Genomic DNA, 19,321 nt, shown 5'->3' with positions numbered 1-19,321 from the left:
AATTTACTCATCTAACACAAACATTCCTTCTGGATGAATTTTTAGATAAAATTCATCGCCTACTTTAGGTTTTAATAAAATAGAATTAACTTGTAAAAGTAAAATTTGATCATGCCAGTTAACTGAAATTTCATACTGAGCCCCCATGTATGCTACATTTTCGACACGACATTTTTGGCAATCTTCAGCGCGGTTTTCCATCAATTCAATAGCCTCTGGCCTAACACCAACAACGCATTGTGTTGATTTAGGTTTGATTTGATCTTGGCAATCGAGCTTATAACCAAAAATTGAAATATAACCATTGTCATAATGCGCAGGGAAAATATTAGCGTCCCCCATAAAATTAGCCATGAACCTTGAAGCGGGTCTGCGATATAAACGTTGTGGTGAATCAACTTGCATAATGATCCCCTTTTTCATAACCAGTACCCTATCCGATACAGCAAAAGCTTCGCTCTGATCATGAGTGACATAAAATGAAGTAATATTAAAACGTTGCTGTAGTTCTCGTATTTTCTCTCGCATACTGCGACGTAAATTGGCATCCAAGTTACTTAATGGTTCATCAAATAATAAAACTTTAGGCTTAAGTATCAACGCACGGGCTAAAGCAACACGTTGTTGTTGTCCACCCGAAATTTGGTCGACAAAACGATCGGCAAATCCGGCTAGATCAACTAATTCTAATGCTTCTTCAACCCTTTTTTTACGCTCCTCTTTAGGTACACCAATCATTTTCAATCCATAACCAATGTTTTCACCTATCGACATATGTGGAAAAAGTGCATAAGATTGAAACACCATACAAATATCTCGTTGCTGAATAGATAAATTAGTTACATCTTCACCATCAATAAATATTTGCCCTTCACTAGGCTTTTCAAGTCCTGCAAGTTGACGCAAAATTGTGGTTTTTCCACAGCCTGAAGGGCCTAGTAAGGTAATCATTTCACCTTTAGCAACAGATAAATTGAAATTTTCAATCACCGTGTTTTTACCAAATCGTTTAGTAATATTTCTTAGTTCAACATAATTCTCATTCGACATAATTCATTCCTACACAAAAGTTTTTTAAGATTAAACTTTTAATTTAATTCAAAAAATTTATTAACCTTATAGATTCTATTTATATAATTAAACAATCCTAAGATTCAAGCATAACCAAAAGCTACTTACGTTCAATTAAACCTATAGTCCTTCTGAGACAAACTATTGGGTATTTTTAGCAGTTGAACGAGAAGTTCTTGATTCACCAACTAAATAATCAAACAACAAAATAATTGACAGCATAACTACAATTAATATTGAGCCGTAGGCAATGGCAATACCGTATTCACCATCTTCAACTCTATTTAAAATATAGGCAGTTGCAACACGTGTATCGGGTGTAACCAAGAACACAATTGCGCTCACCGTAGTAATAGCTCGCACAAAGCTATAAACTAAAGCTGATAAAATCGCTGGGCGTAAAAGCGGAATTAAAATATAAAATATAGTTCTAAATGATCCAGCCTTTAAGCTTAATGAAGCTTCATCTAGAGATTTATCTAATTGCCCTAGCCCAGCTATTCCAGCCCGAATACCAACCGGTACATTACGCATAATCATCGAGATAATCACTATAGCAGCGGTACCTGTTAGATAAAAAGGGGCGGTATTAAAAGCTAAAATATAAGATACTCCAGCAACTGTTCCTGGCACAGCAAAGCAAAGCATTGTAGTAAACTCAATAATCTTTTTACCTTTAAAATGTTGTCTAACAACAACATAAGCGATTAATAAACCCAAAAAGGCTGTGATTGGCGCAGCAATACCTGCAAATAATAAGGTATCTAATAAAGATGGCCATGCGCCATCGCTAAATCCTTGTCCAAATAGATTAATGAAATTTGCCAATGTTAGGGTGTAATCAACGCCCCAATTAACCGTAAAGCTACCATAGAAGATACTTCCATAAAGCAATCCATTAAATAGTGTCCAAAATGCAAATAATCCCACAATGATCCATTTCAAACTAATTGGTAATGGCTGAACATCACCACGAGAAAATTTTCCTGAAACGGTAACGTAAGATCTTTTACCAATCCAAAGATACTGTACACAAAATATTGCTAAAGAAAATAGTAATAACACACTACCAAGGGTACTTGCTGAAGGATAATCTAACTGTGCCCCAGTAATATAAAAATAGATCTGTGTAGCAAGCACATCAAAATTACCACCTAAAACTAAAGGGTTACTAAAATCGGCAAGTGATTGTACAAAAACAATTAAAAATGAATTGGCTAATGCTGGTTTTATTAATGGCAGAAAAATAGAAAAAAATGTCTTATAGGGTGTTGCTCTTAGTGTATAAGAAGCTTCTTCCAATGAAGGATGAACTGTTTTGATAGCACCGTCTAAAATCATAAATGACATTGGAGCAAAAGCTAATACCTGTGCAAGCCAGATACCAGTAAAACCATACAACCAGTTAGTATCAGATAAACCTAAATAATTAGCAGCAAATTCAGTAACATAACCAGATCGCCCCATCATCAGCGTAACACCAAGCCCAACGACAAAAGGAGGGGTAACAATTGGTAATAGAGAAAAAATTCGACCTATAACCACCGAACGCTTAGCGATTCTAGCAGTATACAGCGCACAGATTAAACCAAAAAATGTTGCACTAATTCCAACAGCAATACCTAATAAAATAGAGTTAAAAATCACCCGAATAATATAAGATTTTGACAAAATATCGATGAATTGGAATGGTACAAACTTCTCTCCGTCAGTAAACATTGGCATAAAGATAGTAATAGTTGGGTATAAAATAAATATTAATATCAATACGATAATTGTTATCATTGATCCAATAACAAAGCAATCCCCACCCATCCACTCAAGGCGAGCAAATGCATGAGTCATTATCATCCCTAAGCCAATAAACAAAAATATTGTCGCATAGCCCATGCTGTGATTAAAAAACCATGAACTTGTTACGGTAAATACCATACAAAATAATGCATAAACAGCATCAAAATAATGACGAGGTAGCGCAGAACGATCAAGAGGCTTAATAGGTCTTACTAATAAAACTAATGGTAATACAAACCATACAATACTAATACCAATATTTGACCAACCATATGATTCTAATAATTCATCAGTAGTTGATTCAAACAATCCATAATCTAATCCATAGGATGGAAATAAAATAAAAGAAATAACAATAAAAGCTAACCAGAAAAAAACTGGATCACACTTACACATTTGCTGTTTTAATTGACTAGAAATACTATATGACATAAATTCACCACAACTAACATAGTGCAAAAATTTTATTATCTACACAAAAAGAAGTAATTAGTAATTACTAGCTGATATACACAGCTAGTAGTAGGTAATATTCCAGAAAAATAATGTTATTTTTCCATTTTGACGTCATTAACCCATTTGTTAATTAAATAAGTTCGCATTTTGGAATCACCATATTTATCAAAATCATACTTAATTAGGTTAAGATCATTTAATTTTAGTGCTAGTGGTGAGGACTCTGCTGTTATATTAGTTGGAATCTGATAGGATTTGGCTTTTTGCCAAGCAATTTCTTGTGCTTGCTTAGATAATACCCAATCAACAAATAACTTAGCATTATCTAAATTACGTGCTCCTTTAATAATACTTATACCTCCGATCTCATAACCAGTGCCTTCACAAGGTGAAATTAAATCTAATGGCGCTCCGTTTTCCTTTTCTAATGAATAGTCATGTAAAAAACCGATACCAATCATAGTTTCTCCTCTTGCAGCATTACGTGCCGGAGCTACTCCAGATTTAGTATATTGAGAAATATTACGATTAAGCGCTTTAAGATAATCAAAGGCTTTATCTTCACCCCATAATTGAGTAAAAGTCGCTAGTGCTGTATAAGCGGTGCCAGAACTTTGTGGATCAGCAATTTGGATTTCACCTCGAAATTCAGGTTTAATCAGATCAGCCCAACATTTTGGTACTTCAACACCTAGCTGTTTTGCTCTGTTAGTATTTACACCAAATCCTAAAATACCAATATAAACGGCTGAAGAATAATTCCCTTTTATTTTAGCTGGATCACGGAATTCTGGTATGATTTGCTCTAAATTTGGTGATTGATATGCATACAATAATCCCATTTCACCGGCTTGAGAATGTGGATCTAGTGTTCCACCATACCAAATATCTGATTGCGGATTTTCTTTTTCTGCTTCAATTTTTGCCAATGTACTACCACTACCATTACGAATAAGTGATGTTTTAACATTATATTTTTCGCCAAAAGCCTTCGCTTCTTCCTCACATAACGCGTTTGTACCACTACAATAAATAACCAATCGACCTTTGGCATTAGCAACCGATGCACTTCCAACAGCAATTCCCATCAACATCAATAATGTTAATATTTTTTTTTGCATAGTTAATTCCTTCCCTTAGATAATTAATATTTTCTTTTTCATTGAATAAAAAACTATAATTTTTATATGTTACATAAAATGCATAATTGATACTGTGATAACGATCTAATTTTTTAGACAATTTATAATATTTACAACTATTTAATAAGAATGTTGTTTAAGACTTAAAGTTAAGTACATCATTATGAACTATCAAAATACTTGTTAGGAGAGATACTTAATGAGGTATGTAGTGATAGGATTGAACTTTTGAAGAAAAAAATATAAAAAAAGTATCCAATTTGTCGGTGATGAAAAAAATTCACCAACATTTTATATCGTACTTTTTATCGAAAGAATAGAACGTTGACGTTGATATCAAAACAAGGCTATCTACGTCATTACGTTTAAGTAGTGAATAAAGAATAATAGTTGTTATTTTATAAGGCAGGTTAAAAAAAATCACAGAATAATTTCTGTGATTTTTCTTTTCATTGAATTAAAAATATTCAGATAAATTAGCTCTTTTCTACTTGGCTAAAATCAAGTTCAACCGGTGTTGAACGACCAAAAATGGATACCGATACTTTTAGGCGACTTTTTTCATAATCAACTTCTTCAACTACACCATTAAAGTCTGCAAACGGTCCTTCATTAACTCGAACAAGTTCACCTGGTTCAAATAGGGTTTTAGGACGTGGTTTATCACCAACTTGTTGTAAACGATTCATGATAGCGTCAACTTCACGCTGGCTGATTGGTGCTGGTCGATCTGATGTTCCACCGATGAATCCTAAAGTTCTTGGAACACTTTTAACTAGATGCCAAGTTGCATCGTTCATCATCATTTCAACTAAAACATAACCTGGGAAAAATTTACGTTCACTTTTACGGCGTTGACCGCTTTTCATTTCGACAACTTCTTCGGTTGGTACTAAAACTTCACCAAAAGAATCTTCCATATTATGTAATTTAATATATTCACGTAATGATTGTGCAACACGTGCTTCATAGCCAGAATAAGCTTGGATCACATACCAGCGTTTTTGTTGTGTTTCACTCATATTAACGCCCTATTAATGTTAAATAAAAGATGACTGAACGGAATAAAGAATCCATACCCCAAAGAGCTGTACCAACAATAATTGTAATAACAGCTATTAATAAAGTTGTTTGTACTGTTTCTTTACGAGTTGGCCATACAACTTTTCTTAACTCTTTTCGTGATTCTTGCAGAAATGTTATAAATGATTTTCCTTTATTGGTTGTAAATGCAATAAATAAGGTTAAAAGCGAAATGACAACAACCGCAATAATTCGAACAACTGTATTTGGTTGATATATATCATTAGGCGCAGAGAAATAAGAATTTCCCCAAACAATTAACGCAATTAATACTAGAACCAAAACCCATTTAAACTTGTCTAGAACTGTGCTTGTATCTTGACTCTCGTTACTTACTAGCATATAGAACCTATAATTATGTTATTTATAATATTATCCATTTTCCAAAATGCTCTTTTTAATAAAAACATTTTGCTAAACAGACTAGATAAGAAAGGGCATCAAACGACACCCTTTCTAAATAGTGCTTGCTTTAATTATTTAATAACCTTAGCAACAACACCAGCACCAACAGTACGACCACCTTCACGGATAGCGAAACGTAAGCCGTCTGCCATTGCGATTGGGTGAATTAATGATACTGTCATTTTGATGTTATCACCTGGCATTACCATTTCTACGCCTTCTGGTAATTCAATAGTACCAGTTACGTCAGTTGTACGGAAGTAGAACTGTGGACGGTAGCCTTTGAAGAATGGAGTATGACGACCACCTTCATCTTTGCTTAGGATATATACTTCTGATTCAAAATCTGTATGTGGTGTGATTGAACCTGGTTTTGCTAATACTTGACCACGTTCGATTTCTTCACGTTTTGTACCACGTAGTAATACACCTACGTTCTCACCAGCACGACCTTCGTCTAGTAATTTACGGAACATTTCAACGCCAGTACAAGTTGTTTTTGTTGTTGGTTTGATACCAACGATTTCAACTTCTTCACCAACTTTGATCACACCACGTTCTACACGACCTGTTACCACTGTACCACGTCCTGAAATTGAGAACACGTCTTCAATTGGAAGTAGGAATGGTTTATCGATATCACGCTCTGGTTCCGGAATATAGCTATCTAAAGCTTCAGCTAATTCAACAATTTTTTCTTCCCATGCTGCATCGCCTTCTAACGCTTTTAACGCTGAACCACGAATTACTGGAGTGTCATCACCTGGGAAATCGTATTGAGATAGAAGTTCACGTACTTCCATTTCAACTAATTCTAATAATTCTTCATCATCAACCATATCGCATTTATTTAAGAATACGATGATGTAAGGAACACCTACTTGACGACCTAAAAGGATGTGCTCACGAGTTTGTGGCATAGGACCATCAGTTGCTGCTACTACTAAAATAGCACCGTCCATTTGTGCCGCACCAGTGATCATGTTTTTAACATAGTCAGCATGGCCTGGGCAGTCTACGTGTGCGTAGTGACGAGTTGGTGTATCGTATTCAACGTGTGAAGTGTTGATGGTGATACCACGTGCTTTTTCTTCTGGTGCATTATCGATTTGATCGAATGCGCGAGCTTGACCGCCGTATTTTTTAGAAAGTACAGAAGTAATAGCTGCTGTTAAAGTTGTTTTACCATGGTCAACGTGGCCGATTGTACCAACGTTAACGTGGGGTTTTGTACGTTCAAATTTTTCTTTAGACATTTATAGTCCCTCAATGTAATACAAATCGGTGGTGAATCACCACATTAACCAAGTATCATATTTAGTTTTAACATAATACTAATTTAAAATTAGCTTTGCATAATAACAGATAAAGCCATCTAGTGACAAGCTTTAAAGCTATCAAATATAATTTTTTTAGAAGTTTAGGAAAGTAACAAGAATGGTGCTGATAGGCAGATTTGAACTGCCGACCTCACCCTTACCAAGGGTGCGCTCTACCAACTGAGCTATATCAGCAATTGGAGCGGGCAGCGGGAATCGAACCCGCATCATCAGCTTGGAAGGCTGAGGTAATAGCCATTATACGATGCCCGCATGTTCAAACTCGGCTACCTAAATGCTTCAATTAGCAATTGCTAATGTTAGATAATGGTGGTGGGGGAAGGATTCGAACCTTCGAAGTGTGACACGGCAGATTTACAGTCTGCTCCCTTTGGCCGCTCGGGAACCCCACCCCGAATCATTATAAACTGTTTACTTAGGAAAATGGTGCCGGCTGCCGGAATCGAACTGGCGACCTACTGATTACAAGTCAGTTGCTCTACCTACTGAGCTAAGCCGGCCTAAGTGCTGCGCATTATGGACTAGAACATTTAACCTTGCAAGCAAAAAAAACATTTTTTTTATTGTTTGCTTAAAAAAAAATCAAAAATATAAAAAAAACCTGAAATATAGACTATTTCAGGTTTTTATTTAATCAAAAATAATGTGTTAAATTATTTCTTTTTTGTTGCTTTTTTAGTCGTTGCTTTTTTCTTAGTTGAAGCAACACCTTTAGCTGCTGTATGTACTGCTACATCTTCGCTGATATCACCTTTATCTTGATATGCACGACCGTAATAAGTATCAAGTAGAATTTGTTTCAATTCTGCAATTAAAGGATAACGAGGGTTAGCACCTGTACATTGATCATCAAATGCATCAACTGCAAGTTGGTCAACTTGAGCTAAGAAAGCTTTTTCATCAATACCAAACTCTTTAATAGAGAATGGAATTTCAAGATCTTTTCTTAATTGATCTAACCAACCAATTAATTTCTCAACTTTCTTCTCGTCTTTGTCTGATGCAGCAGTTAAGCCTAAGTGGTCAGCAATTTCAGCATAACGTCTAACGGCTTGAGGGTAACCATATTGGCTAAATGTACCTTGTTTAGTTGGTTTATCTGTTGCATTGAAGCGAACAACATTACTAATCAGCATTGCATTTGCCACACCATGAGGGATATGGAATGCAGCACCAATTTTATGAGCCATAGAGTGACAAACACCTAAAAATGCTTGAGCAAATGCAACACCAGCTAACGTTGCAGCACTATGCACTTTTTCACGAGCAACTGGGTTTTTAGCCCCTTCTTTATAGCTTGTAGGTAGATATGCTTTCAATATGCTCAATGCTTGTAATGCTTGTCCATCAGAGAACTCGCTTGCCATAATTGACACATAAGCTTCTAAGGCATGAGTTACCGCATCATAACCACCTGCAGCACAAAGTGATTTAGGCATATTCATTACTAAGTTAGCATCAACAATTGCCATATTTGGTGTAATTGCATAATCAGCTAATGGATATTTTTGGCCAGTTGCATCATCTGTTACTACCGCAAACGGTGTAACTTCAGAACCTGTACCAGAAGTAGTTGTCACACAAATTAATTTGGCTTTTTTACCCATATTAGGGAAATGACAAGTACGTTTACGGATATCCATAAAGCGCAATGCTAATTCATCAAATTTTGTTTCTGGATGTTCATAAAGTACCCACATAATTTTTGCGGCATCCATTGGAGAACCACCACCTAAAGCAATAACAGTATCCGGTTGGAATGCTATCATTGAGTCAGTACCTTTACGAACAACACTTAATGTTGGGTCTGCTTCAACATCAAAGAAAGTTTCACAAATTACACCACGCTCTTCAAGTTGATCGGTAATTTGTTTTGAGTAACCATTGTTAAATAAGAATTTATCGGTTACTAAAAATACGCGTTTGGCACCTTGTTCAATTACTTCATTTAAAGCAACTGGAAGTGAGCCACGTTTAAAATAGATAGAACTTGGTAATTTGTGCCATAACATGTTTTCTGCTCTCTTAGCGATTGTTTTCTTGTTGATTAAGTGTTTCGGACCGACATTTTCTGAGACCGAGTTACCACCCCAAGAACCACATCCTAGTGTTAAAGATGGCGCCAAATCAAAGTTATATAAATCACCAATACCACCGTGAGCAGCTGGTTGATTAATTAAAATACGACATGTTTTCATTTTACTACCGAAATAAGCAACACGATCACGATTGCTATCTTGGTCAGTATAAAGAACAGAAGTATGACCCATACCGCCCATTTCAACTAATTTCTCAGCTTTATCTACTGCTTCATTGAAGTCTTTAGCTTTAAACATAGCTAAAGTTGGAGAAAGTTTTTCATGAGCAAATGGTTCTGATAAGTCAACTTTACTCACTTCACCAACAAGCACTTTTGCACCTGCCGGGGCTTTAAATCCAGCTAATTCAGCAATTTTAGTCGCTGGTTGACCAACGATATTAGCATTTAAAGCACCTTTATCATTTAAGATAATACCTTGAACAGCTTTGGTTTCCTTAGCATTTAAAATATAAGCGCCATATTGTTTTAATAAACTACGAACTTCGTCATAAACAGAATCAACAACCACAATAGCTTGTTCTGAGGCACAAATCATACCGTTGTCGAATGTTTTAGACATCAATACTGATGCAACAGCACGTTTTAAGTCAGCTGTTTCATCAATAATTACAGGAGTATTACCTGCTCCAACACCTAATGCTGGTTTACCAGAACTATAAGCTGCCTTAACCATACCTGGACCACCAGTAGCTAAGATAGCTGACACACTATCATGATGCATTAATGCATTAGATAATTCGATAGATGGTTCATCAATCCAACCAATAATATCTTTTGGAGCACCAGCTTTAATTGCAGCATCTAGCACAATTCTAGCTGCTTCAATGGTAGATTTTTTAGCGCGTGGATGAGGTGAAAATACGATAGCATTACGAGTTTTTAAGCTAATTAATGATTTAAAGATTGCAGTTGATGTTGGGTTTGTTGTTGGAACGATACCACAAATAATCCCTAACGGTTCAGCTAAAGTAATGGTCCCATATGGTTCATTCTCAGCGATAACACCACAAGTCTTATCATTGCGATATTTATTAAGAATATACTCAGCAGCAAATAGGTTTTTGATAACTTTATCTTCAACAATTCCCATTCCTGATTCAGCAACAGCTTGCTGTGCAAGAGGGATTCGAGCTGCGGCTGCAGCTGTTGCTGCTGCTACGAAGATTTTATCAACTTGCTCTTGAGTATAAGTAGAATAAGTTTCTTGAGCTTTTTTCACTCGAGTCATTAACTCATTTAACTCATTCATATTGGTTACTGCCATAGATTTCTCCTTGAAAATTAAAAAATAAACTGGGATCGTTTGGCGTCTTCCTTGAACATATTTGTAATAGCAAAACGAAATTGTGGAATATCGTAAATCAGTTTTTTACTTAATACAATAAGATATTTAACAAAAAATGAATGTTCTTTAAAAGAACAAAATTTATTATTACTTTAAGCGAATTAAATTTGAAGATTTTTAAAAAATATAATTAATTAGCTAAAGGAAGCAAAATTGTTTCTTTAGCTAAATTGAATTAAAAATCAAACATTAATTAACTTGTCTAATACATAACTCACAGCCACAAAACCAAAAGTCGCTGTCACGGTAGTAATAGCACCAAATCCGGACTGACAATCCATTTTCTTACTACCTTCAGCTTGATTTTTAGTTGAACAAACCTGACCGTTTGGAGCTGGATAAATTAACTGTTCAGTCGAGAAAACACACGCTATGCCATACTTACCTTTACTATCTTTATTGAGTTTATAATCATTTTTTAAGCGCTCACGCAATTTAGCCGCTAACGGATCTTGAATGGTTTTAGCTAAATCAGCAATTTTAATTTTGGTCGGATCTTTTTGCCCGCCAGCGCCACCAATGGTGATAACTTTTAATTTATTTCGCTTGCAGTGCGCTAAAAGTGCAGCTTTATCACGCACGCTGTCAATGGCATCAATAATAAAGTTGAAGCATGGGTTTTGTTTCGACCCTAAATAATTTGCAACATTATCCGGACTGATAAAATCATCGATGACATTGACGATGCATTGAGGATTGATCTGTAAAATTCGTTCAGCCATAACAGCAGTTTTAGCTTTACCAATATTGGTATTTAACGCATGAATTTGCCGATTAGTATTGGTGATACACACATCATCCATATCAATTAAGGTAATTTGCCCAATACCACTACGGGCAAGGGATTCGGCCACCCATGACCCAACACCACCAATACCAATGACACAAATATGAGCTTGTGAAAATTGCGTTAATGCTGCTTCACCATAGAGCCTTGCAATACCGCTAAAACGTTGAAAGTAGGATTCTGATTTCATAATTGATTATCGAAGGTGCTTATCGTCAAACACCCAACACTCCAAAAACTTGTTTACCAATAATAAAGATAATTTGCTTTGCTAACTAATTTATATATAAATAATGTCGATATATTCGTTTTCAAGGACTCTGGATGCAATATATGCTTTCTCATTGCCAGAAAAGTCGATATTAAACTTGATTCACGCTGCATAATCAGCCATGAGATTGCTATTGGCCATTTTTGTACCTCACTGGAAATGTCCGGCTTTTCGATCACTTTAGTCAAATTAGATCAGCAGTTACAATACCTTTACGACCTACCTTGCCAAACCTTAGGAAGGAGAAAATAGAATGAACTTATCACTACTAATAAGATTATCGCCTTACTTGCAACTGTTTGAGATGTAGCCGCTCCACTCCCACATGCAATGATAATCTTTTTCTTAAAGTCTCCCAATAAATAGATTATTTGATGTCGATAATTTAAAAACTTAACGCGGGTAATATCTGGGATTAGTTATACTAAGTTAGTTAGACAATTGTGATTCTGCTATTAGCAATTTAATAGACAGAATCACAATAAGTATTGAAGGTTATTTAATTTTTGAAAGAGTGAATTGGTGCCGGAATTCGTCCGCCACGATGAATGAAATCGAATGAACTGAATTTACTCACCGGCATCACAGGAGCATGACCGAGTAATCCACCAAACTCAATATTATCACCCACCTTTAATCCCACAGCGGGAATAATCCGCACAGCAGTGGTTTTGTGGTTAATGACACCGATTGCTGCTTCATCGGCAATAATAGCAGAAATCGTTTCAGCGGAGGTATCACCCGGTATAGCTATCATATCAAGACCAACTGAACATACACAGGTCATGGCTTCGAGTTTTTCCAGATTAAGTGCCCCGCAATTAACCGCATCAATCATGCCAGCATCTTCGGAAACGGGTATAAAGGCGCCACTTAAACCACCGACATGACCACACGCCATTACGCCGCCTTTTTTAACGGCATCATTTAACATTGCTAAAGCTGCCGTTGTACCATGTGTGCCGACAACTTCCAGTCCCATTTCTTCTAAAATATGCGCAACCGAATCACCAATTGCCGGCGTCGGTGCGAGCGATAAATCTACGATACCAAATTTCACACCTAAGCGCTCTGATGCTTCTTTTCCAACTAATTGTCCCATACGGGTAATTTTAAAAGCAGTTTTTTTAATCGTTTCGGCAACCACATCAAAAGGTTGACCTTTTACTTTCTCAAGCGCACGTTTAACAACACCCGGTCCACTAACACCGACATTAATCACACAATCAGCTTCACCAACACCATGAAATGCGCCGGCCATAAAAGGGTTGTCTTCAACTGCATTGGCAAATACAACTAATTTTGCACATGCCATACTGCTATTATCAGCGGTTAACTCTGCCGCTTGTTTGATAATTTGCCCCATTTGCTTAACCGCATCCATATTGATACCGGTTTGAGTTGAGCCAACATTGACCGATGCACACACTCGCTCTGTTTGAGCCAGCGCTTGCGGAATGGATTTAATTAAAATCTCATCACCTTTGTGATAGCCCTTTTGTACTAAGGCAGAAAACCCACCAATAAAATTAACACCAACGGCTTTAGCTGCACTATCAAGGGTTTTAGCAAAGGCAACATAATCTTTATCATCACTGGCGCCGGCAATTAATGACATTGGCGTGACGGAAATACGTTTATTGATAATAGGGATGCCAAATTCGGAAGTGATTTGATCCCCAACTTTGACAAGATCTTTAGCCAATGTGGTTATTTTGTCATAAATTTTTTGACGCGCTTTCTCACCATTACTATCGATACAATCAAGGAGAGAAATTCCCATGGTTATTGTGCGGATATCAAGTTTTTCTTCCTCAATCATTTTAATTGTTTCGAGGATCTGTTTTGTTTCCATTAGTCCTATCCTTTAGTAAGAAATGTAGAATTAGAATTGAAATTACAAACGATGCATAGCATCGAAAATCTCTTCTCGCTGAATATTTACTTTTACCTTCAATCTGTCGCCTGTTTGCGTTAGCGAAGTTTTAACTTCATCAAACGAGACTTTTATTTTGGATAAATCAAGCAACATAATCATGGTAAAATATTCATCCATAATCGTTTGGCTCACATCTAAGATATTGATATCTAATTCAAACAGCTTCTGACTGATTCCCGCAATTATTCCGGTTTGGTCTTTTCCAATGACAGTTAAAATCGTTTTCATCACATACTCCGCACAAAATTCACACAATTAAAAGATATTTATTGAGTTGATTATAATAACATCTTCAAAAATTATCGAAATAGGAGTAGATTGTTTTTTTCAACAAAAATAAAAATATCATTAGAATAAACTGAAAGGGCGAAGTTATGATAAATTTCCAAAAATCCAATAAATTGGATCATGTCTGTTACGACATTCGTGGACCTATCTTAGATCATGCAAAACGACTTGAAGAAGAAGGTCAAACTATCCTTAAACTCAATATTGGAAATCCCGCCCCTTTTGGTTTTGCCGCCCCTGATGAATTATTGGTTGATGTCATTCGTAATTTACCTTCTGCGCAAGGATATTGCGATTCAAAAGGGCTTTACTCAGCTCGTAAAGCCATTATGCAACACTATCAAGCCAGAGGAATTACCAATTTAGATATTGAAGATATCTATATCGGCAATGGTGTGTCTGAACTGATTGTACAATCGATGCAAGCACTACTTAATAGCGGAGATGAAGTTTTAGTGCCTATGCCTGATTACCCATTATGGACAGCGGCAATTAGTTTATCCGGTGGCAATGCCGTTCACTATTTATGTGACGAAGAGGCCAACTGGTCACCGGATTTAGAGGATATAAAACGAAAAATCACCCCCAAAACCAAAGGGATTGTGATCATTAATCCTAATAATCCAACCGGCGCAGTTTATAGCAAAGAAGTGTTACTTGAGATTGCCGAAATTGCTCGCCAACATAATTTGCTTATTTTTGCAGACGAGATTTACGATAAGATTTTATACGATGATGCCGTGCATCATTCGATTGCCGCCCTTGCTCCTGACTTATTTGTTGTTACCATGAGTGGCTTATCAAAAACCTATCGAGTAGCAGGCTTTAGACAAGGCTGGATGGCGCTTTGTGGACCTAAACAGCATGTAAAAGGCTACATTGAAGGATTAAATATGCTCGCCTCGATGCGTTTATGCGCCAATGTGCCATTACAACATGCTATTCAAGGCGCATTAGGCGGATATCAAAGCATAAATGAATTTATTGTGCCCGGTGGCCGTTTATATGATCAATGTATGTTAGCTTGGCGGTTGTTAAATGAGATTCCGGGCGTTTCGTGCACCAGACCACAAGGCGCGTTATACCTGTTTCCAAAGCTGGATCAACAAAAGTTTAATATTCACAATGACCAAAAATTAGTATTAGACTTTTTATTACAAGAAAAAGTATTGTTAGTGCAAGGCAGTGGCTTTAATTGGCACAAACCCGATCATGTAAGAATTGTTGCACTGCCACATACCGGTGATCTTGAAGATGCCATTAACCGCTTTGGTAACTTTTTATCAAGTTATAAACAATAATTAGATACCAATAAAAAAGCGCCAGAATTGGCGCTTTTTATTTAATCAGTAATATGAATTAATTATCTTTTTAATTCAGCTAATTTATTACGGATATTTTGTGCACGTTTAGATGAAGATGGATGGCTACTTAAAATTGATGATTCACCGCCACCTAATTTATCAAATGCTGTTGCAAGACCAGCTGGATTAATTTTTCTCTTGATTAAATAATCAAATGAGAAGTTATCCGCTTCTTGTTCTTGAGCTTGTGAGAATTGAGCATTGATAACTTTTTCTGCTAATTTACCAATACTTGATTTAGATAATTTAGCAACTGCTGCATTACCTGATGCTGCTGCTGCATCACGAGCAATTTCTGTAGCATAAGCAACTTGGATTGCTTTTTTACTATGACCTAAAGCTACGTGACCTAATTCATGACCTAAAACACCTTCGATTTCGTTGTCATTCATCATATCCATTAGACCGCTGTAAACACGTACACAGCCGTTAGCCATTGCCCATGCGTTAACATCTTTAGTAATATATACTTTATAGTTAACTGGTGTACCGTTTATATTATTACCAAGAGCTTTGGCAATTTTATTTAAACGTTTAGCGTAAGCACTTTTAGCTGGAGCAATTTTTGATTGAGCATCCATTTGTGCACATGATTTTTGGCTTAATGCTTTCACATCATTATCACTGAGTGTTGCCGCTTTCAAACCTTTCATGCCAAGACTAGTTAAATCGTTAGCACTCATGTTTTTACAACCAGCTAACGACATAGCTGCAACTAAAGGTAGTGCAACAAGCAAAGTTTTTTGATGTTTTTTCATACTCTTTTCCTTATATTAACAAATTTTACTTTTTTCTAACTTAAAGCTAGATTTTTTGAATTTTAACGCAAATTTAATAATAATCAACAAATAATTACTTGCTTAGTCATTATTAGCACTTTAGACTAGTGCCTCATTTTTTGAGGAACACTAATATGCAACTGTCAGATTTTGATTTTACACTCCCAAAAGAACTGATTGCAAAATACCCATCAGAAACAAGAAGTTCATGCCGATTATTATCACTTAACAGCCGTACAGGTCATATTGAAGATAAAGTATTCACTGATATCACTGATTACATCAATCAGGGGGATTTACTTATTTTTAATAACACAAAAGTGATTCCGGCTCGAATATATGGAAAAAAAGCATCTGGTGGAAAAATTGAAATATTGATTGAACGTTTATTAGAAGATAATCGAGCTCTTGCACATATAAAAGCATCTAAATCACCTAAAGCAGGTGCTGAGCTGATTTTAGGTGAGGAAAATAATATTAGCGTTACCATGCTTGCTCGCCATGATACTTTATTCGAATTACAATTTCCTGATGATGTACTTAAAATTTTGAATGAAATTGGACACATCCCTTTACCACCTTACATAGATAGACCTGATGAAGATCAAGATCGTGAGGTATACCAAACTGTTTATAGTAAAGTGCCTGGTGCAGTTGCTGCGCCAACAGCAGGTCTTCATTTCGATGAGCCTTTATTAGAAAAGCTTAAAAACAAAGGTGTCGAAATGGAATTTGTAACGTTGCATGTCGGTGCAGGTACATTTCAACCAGTAAGAGTTGAAAATATTGAAACGCATATCATGCACGCTGAATATGCAGAAGTACCAGAATCAGTTGTCAAAGCAGTTTTAGAATGCAAAGCCCGAGGAAATAAGGTCATTGCTGTCGGTACAACATCAGTCAGAGCGTTGGAAAGTGCAGCAAAACAATCTGGCAAAATTGCACCTTTTTTTGAAGATACTCAGATATTTATTTATCCAGGTTTTGATTTTAAAGTAATTGATGCACTTATTACTAATTTTCATTTACCTGAATCCACTTTAATAATGTTAGTTTCTGCATTTGCTGGCTATGAAAATACCATGCGAGCTTATCAACATGCAGTAAACGAAAAATATCACTTTTTTAGTTATGGTGATGCCATGCTAATTACTAAATAAGTTATAGCCAATTAAATTTTACCTAAATTTAATTGGCAAAATATAAAAATACTAATAATGCTTTAACTTGTTAGTGATGTTATTAATACGATTTATATTAGTTGGATGGGATGTTGGTTGATTTTTAGCGTGAATTGGCATTTTTGTTAGCATATTAACCAATCCTTTGGGATCTATTTTTTCCTTAACTAATAAATCAAAAGCATAATTATCTGCTTCAACCTCATATTGATGGGAAATTTCTTCTTTTACCATAATCACTATTTCATTGGATTTATCAGTAATCTCAATATAAGGCGCTTGTCTAAATAAACTTATTCCGTGTTTTAGTGCAATATGAGCCTGTTCATGAGCAATCACTGCTTGTAACTCATCATCTTCAAGTAATTTCATCAATCCACTATTTATTCGAATACAACCATTAGCTGTAGACCAAGCATTAGGTTCACTATCAAGATAAACTTTGTAACTTAATTCAATATTATTTATTTTTCTAGGTAACTTATTGTTAAGATTAGATAATCTCTTACTAAGAAAATGATAATCGGGTGCAATAATTGCCTTCTTATCATTTTCAATGCAAGCTTGTTGACTAATAGCTAATATATCAGAGTCAGATAATGTTTTAATTCGTTCAGATGAAATGATAGTTGGTTGTATTTGATTTTGACATCCAACTAACATTACTACAAATAAGAAAATAATATATTTCAAAAGCTCAAAGATCCTTATAGATATTGTCTATTTAGGTTTAGCACGATAAACTACGCACCGCAAAAATAATACGATAGCGTATTATATCAATAATTAGCGCCAAACTGTTTATTTGGTCGCAAGAGGTTAACACAAAAAAATGAAATTTGAACTAGATAATACTGATGGCTTAGCTCGTCGTGGACGAATGAAGTTCGATCGTCGTGGTGTTGAATATACAGTTGAGACACCTGCATTTATGCCAGTTGGCACTTATGGTACCGTCAAAGGTATGACCCCAGAAGAAGTCGCTGCAACAGGTGCACAAATTTTATTGGGTAATACTTTCCATTTATGGTTAAGACCTGGACAAGAAATTATGCGTAAGCACGGTGATTTGCATGATTTTATGCAGTGGCCAGGCCCGATTTTAACCGACTCTGGAGGATTCCAAGTTTTTAGTCTTGGTGATATTCGTAAAATTAAAGAAGAAGGCGTCTATTTCCGTAATCCTATCAATGGTGATTCAATCTTTTTATCACCTGAAATTTCAATGGAAATCCAATATGATCTTGGTTCTGATATCGTCATGATTTTTGATGAATGTGCCCCGTTTCCTGCCGAGTGGGACTATGTCAAAAAATCAATGGAAATGTCTCTACGTTGGGCAAAACGTAGTCGCCAACGTTTTGATGAATTAGGCAATAAAAATGCCTTATTTGGTATAGTACAAGGCGGCATACATCAAGAATTACGTGATATCTCGATTAAAGGATTAACCGAAATTGGTTTTGACGGCTATGCCGTTGGCGGATTAGCGGTGGGTGAACCGAAAGCCGATATGCATCGTATCTTAGAAGGAACTTGTCCACAATTACCAGCTGATAAACCACGTTATCTAATGGGTGTTGGTAAACCTGAAGATTTAGTTGAAGGTGTTCGTCGTGGTATTGATATGTTTGATTGCGTGATGCCAACTCGTAACGCACGTAACGGGCATCTGTTTGTTACTAATGGGGTCATTAAAATCCGTAATGCAAAATATAAAGATGACACTACCCCACTCGATCCTGAGTGTGATTGTTACACCTGTAAAAATTACACTAAATCTTATCTTCATCATTTAGACAAATGTGGAGAAATATTAGGGGCACGACTCAATACCATTCATAATTTACGTTATTATCAACGCTTAATGGCTGAAATTCGTGAAGCGGTTGCTAATCAACGTTACGAAGCATTTGTCATCGAGTTTTACCAAAGAATTGGCAAAACCCCCGCTCCTTTCACAAAATAAAAATTA

General features: G+C 36.0%; 16 protein-coding genes and 4 tRNA genes. 4 read left to right on the top strand and 16 right to left on the bottom strand.

Going from position 1 to position 19,321, the window contains the following annotated elements; translation table 11 throughout:
• Nucleotides 1–3: 3 nt before the first annotated feature.
• The 12 genes from fbpC to tcdA all read right to left on the bottom strand — a co-directional run bounded on the left by fbpC (nucleotide 4) and on the right by tcdA (nucleotide 11,714).
• Nucleotides 4–1,050 carry a ferric ABC transporter ATP-binding protein gene (gene fbpC / locus J3U27_RS02500; protein WP_065735070.1) on the bottom strand — a complete coding sequence of 349 codons (1,047 nt, stop codon included), beginning with the start codon at nucleotides 1,048–1,050 and terminating at the stop codon, nucleotides 4–6.
• 162 nt (nucleotides 1,051–1,212) lie between these two features.
• Entirely contained in the window at nucleotides 1,213–3,297 is a 2,085-nt protein-coding gene (locus J3U27_RS02495; protein ID WP_267338776.1) for an ABC transporter permease, read from the bottom strand.
• 116 nt (nucleotides 3,298–3,413) lie between these two features.
• Nucleotides 3,414–4,415: an ABC transporter substrate-binding protein gene (locus J3U27_RS02490; RefSeq protein WP_416379937.1), complete on the bottom strand. Its 1,002-nt coding sequence runs from the start codon at nucleotides 4,413–4,415 to the stop codon at nucleotides 3,414–3,416.
• A 524-nt stretch (nucleotides 4,416–4,939) separates the two neighbouring features.
• Nucleotides 4,940–5,485 (bottom strand): transcription termination/antitermination protein NusG, encoded by a 546-nt coding sequence (nusG, locus tag J3U27_RS02485; protein WP_065563741.1) that lies wholly within the window; start codon nucleotides 5,483–5,485, stop codon nucleotides 4,940–4,942.
• A gap of 1 nt (nucleotide 5,486) precedes the next feature.
• Nucleotides 5,487–5,828 (bottom strand): preprotein translocase subunit SecE, encoded by a 342-nt coding sequence (gene secE, locus J3U27_RS02480; protein ID WP_220225611.1) that lies wholly within the window; start codon nucleotides 5,826–5,828, stop codon nucleotides 5,487–5,489.
• Between the two features lie 194 nt (nucleotides 5,829–6,022).
• On the bottom strand, nucleotides 6,023–7,207 hold the full coding sequence (gene tuf / locus J3U27_RS02475; protein WP_065733704.1) for an elongation factor Tu: 1,185 nt from the start codon (nucleotides 7,205–7,207) through the stop codon (nucleotides 6,023–6,025).
• Between the two features lie 182 nt (nucleotides 7,208–7,389).
• Nucleotides 7,390–7,465, bottom strand: a tRNA-Thr gene (locus J3U27_RS02470).
• A 3-nt stretch (nucleotides 7,466–7,468) separates the two neighbouring features.
• A tRNA-Gly gene (locus tag J3U27_RS02465) sits at nucleotides 7,469–7,543 on the bottom strand.
• Nucleotides 7,544–7,598: 55 nt separating this feature from the next.
• Nucleotides 7,599–7,683: transfer RNA gene (locus J3U27_RS02460), tRNA-Tyr, on the bottom strand.
• A 32-nt stretch (nucleotides 7,684–7,715) separates the two neighbouring features.
• Nucleotides 7,716–7,791 (bottom strand) — tRNA-Thr (locus J3U27_RS02455).
• Nucleotides 7,792–7,944: 153 nt separating this feature from the next.
• Nucleotides 7,945–10,656: a bifunctional acetaldehyde-CoA/alcohol dehydrogenase gene (gene adhE / locus J3U27_RS02450; protein WP_065735067.1), complete on the bottom strand. Its 2,712-nt coding sequence runs from the start codon at nucleotides 10,654–10,656 to the stop codon at nucleotides 7,945–7,947.
• A gap of 263 nt (nucleotides 10,657–10,919) precedes the next feature.
• Nucleotides 10,920–11,714: a tRNA cyclic N6-threonylcarbamoyladenosine(37) synthase TcdA gene (gene tcdA, locus J3U27_RS02445; protein WP_267330981.1), complete on the bottom strand. Its 795-nt coding sequence runs from the start codon at nucleotides 11,712–11,714 to the stop codon at nucleotides 10,920–10,922.
• A 78-nt stretch (nucleotides 11,715–11,792) separates the two neighbouring features.
• Between tcdA and J3U27_RS11585 the strand changes: the two genes are divergently transcribed.
• The gene (locus J3U27_RS11585; protein ID WP_081303423.1) at nucleotides 11,793–12,047 is read left to right on the top strand and encodes a dihydroxyacetone kinase subunit DhaK; all 255 of its coding nucleotides are present in this window, start codon (nucleotides 11,793–11,795) and stop codon (nucleotides 12,045–12,047) included.
• 247 nt (nucleotides 12,048–12,294) lie between these two features.
• On the opposite strand, the gene J3U27_RS02440 is transcribed toward J3U27_RS11585, so the two are convergent.
• A complete protein-coding gene (locus tag J3U27_RS02440) occupies nucleotides 12,295–13,650 on the bottom strand; it encodes a PFL family protein (protein ID WP_267339197.1) in 1,356 nt (451 codons plus the stop codon).
• Nucleotides 13,651–13,692: 42 nt separating this feature from the next.
• Nucleotides 13,693–13,962 (bottom strand): ACT domain-containing protein, encoded by a 270-nt coding sequence (locus J3U27_RS02435; RefSeq protein WP_065562050.1) that lies wholly within the window; start codon nucleotides 13,960–13,962, stop codon nucleotides 13,693–13,695.
• A gap of 146 nt (nucleotides 13,963–14,108) precedes the next feature.
• Here J3U27_RS02435 and J3U27_RS02430 point away from each other — a divergent pair, with 146 nt between their 5' ends.
• Nucleotides 14,109–15,323, top strand: a complete 1,215-nt coding sequence (locus tag J3U27_RS02430; RefSeq protein ID WP_065735064.1) for a pyridoxal phosphate-dependent aminotransferase — start codon at nucleotides 14,109–14,111, stop codon at nucleotides 15,321–15,323.
• A gap of 62 nt (nucleotides 15,324–15,385) precedes the next feature.
• Here the strand turns inward: J3U27_RS02430 and J3U27_RS02425 are convergent, their stop codons facing one another.
• On the bottom strand, nucleotides 15,386–16,144 hold the full coding sequence (locus J3U27_RS02425) for a M48 family metalloprotease (RefSeq protein ID WP_065735063.1): 759 nt from the start codon (nucleotides 16,142–16,144) through the stop codon (nucleotides 15,386–15,388).
• A 155-nt stretch (nucleotides 16,145–16,299) separates the two neighbouring features.
• On the opposite strand from J3U27_RS02425, the gene queA reads away from it, so the two are divergent.
• Nucleotides 16,300–17,325 (top strand): tRNA preQ1(34) S-adenosylmethionine ribosyltransferase-isomerase QueA, encoded by a 1,026-nt coding sequence (gene queA, locus J3U27_RS02420; RefSeq protein ID WP_267330976.1) that lies wholly within the window; start codon nucleotides 16,300–16,302, stop codon nucleotides 17,323–17,325.
• 51 nt (nucleotides 17,326–17,376) lie between these two features.
• Here the strand turns inward: queA and J3U27_RS02415 are convergent, their stop codons facing one another.
• Complete coding sequence (locus J3U27_RS02415; protein WP_267354087.1) at nucleotides 17,377–18,039, bottom strand: M48 family metalloprotease; 663 nt, start codon at nucleotides 18,037–18,039, stop codon at nucleotides 17,377–17,379.
• A 139-nt stretch (nucleotides 18,040–18,178) separates the two neighbouring features.
• Here J3U27_RS02415 and tgt point away from each other — a divergent pair, with 139 nt between their 5' ends.
• Nucleotides 18,179–19,315: a tRNA guanosine(34) transglycosylase Tgt gene (gene tgt, locus J3U27_RS02410; RefSeq protein WP_267330975.1), complete on the top strand. Its 1,137-nt coding sequence runs from the start codon at nucleotides 18,179–18,181 to the stop codon at nucleotides 19,313–19,315.
• Nucleotides 19,316–19,321 lie beyond the last annotated feature (6 nt).

The sequence above is a fragment of the Gilliamella sp. B2911 genome, assembly GCF_026536965.1.
GTDB lineage: Bacteria > Pseudomonadota > Gammaproteobacteria > Enterobacterales > Orbaceae > Gilliamella > Gilliamella apicola_E.
Note: the sequence above shows the minus strand (reverse complement) of the source record. Positions and strands in the feature narration are given on the sequence as shown.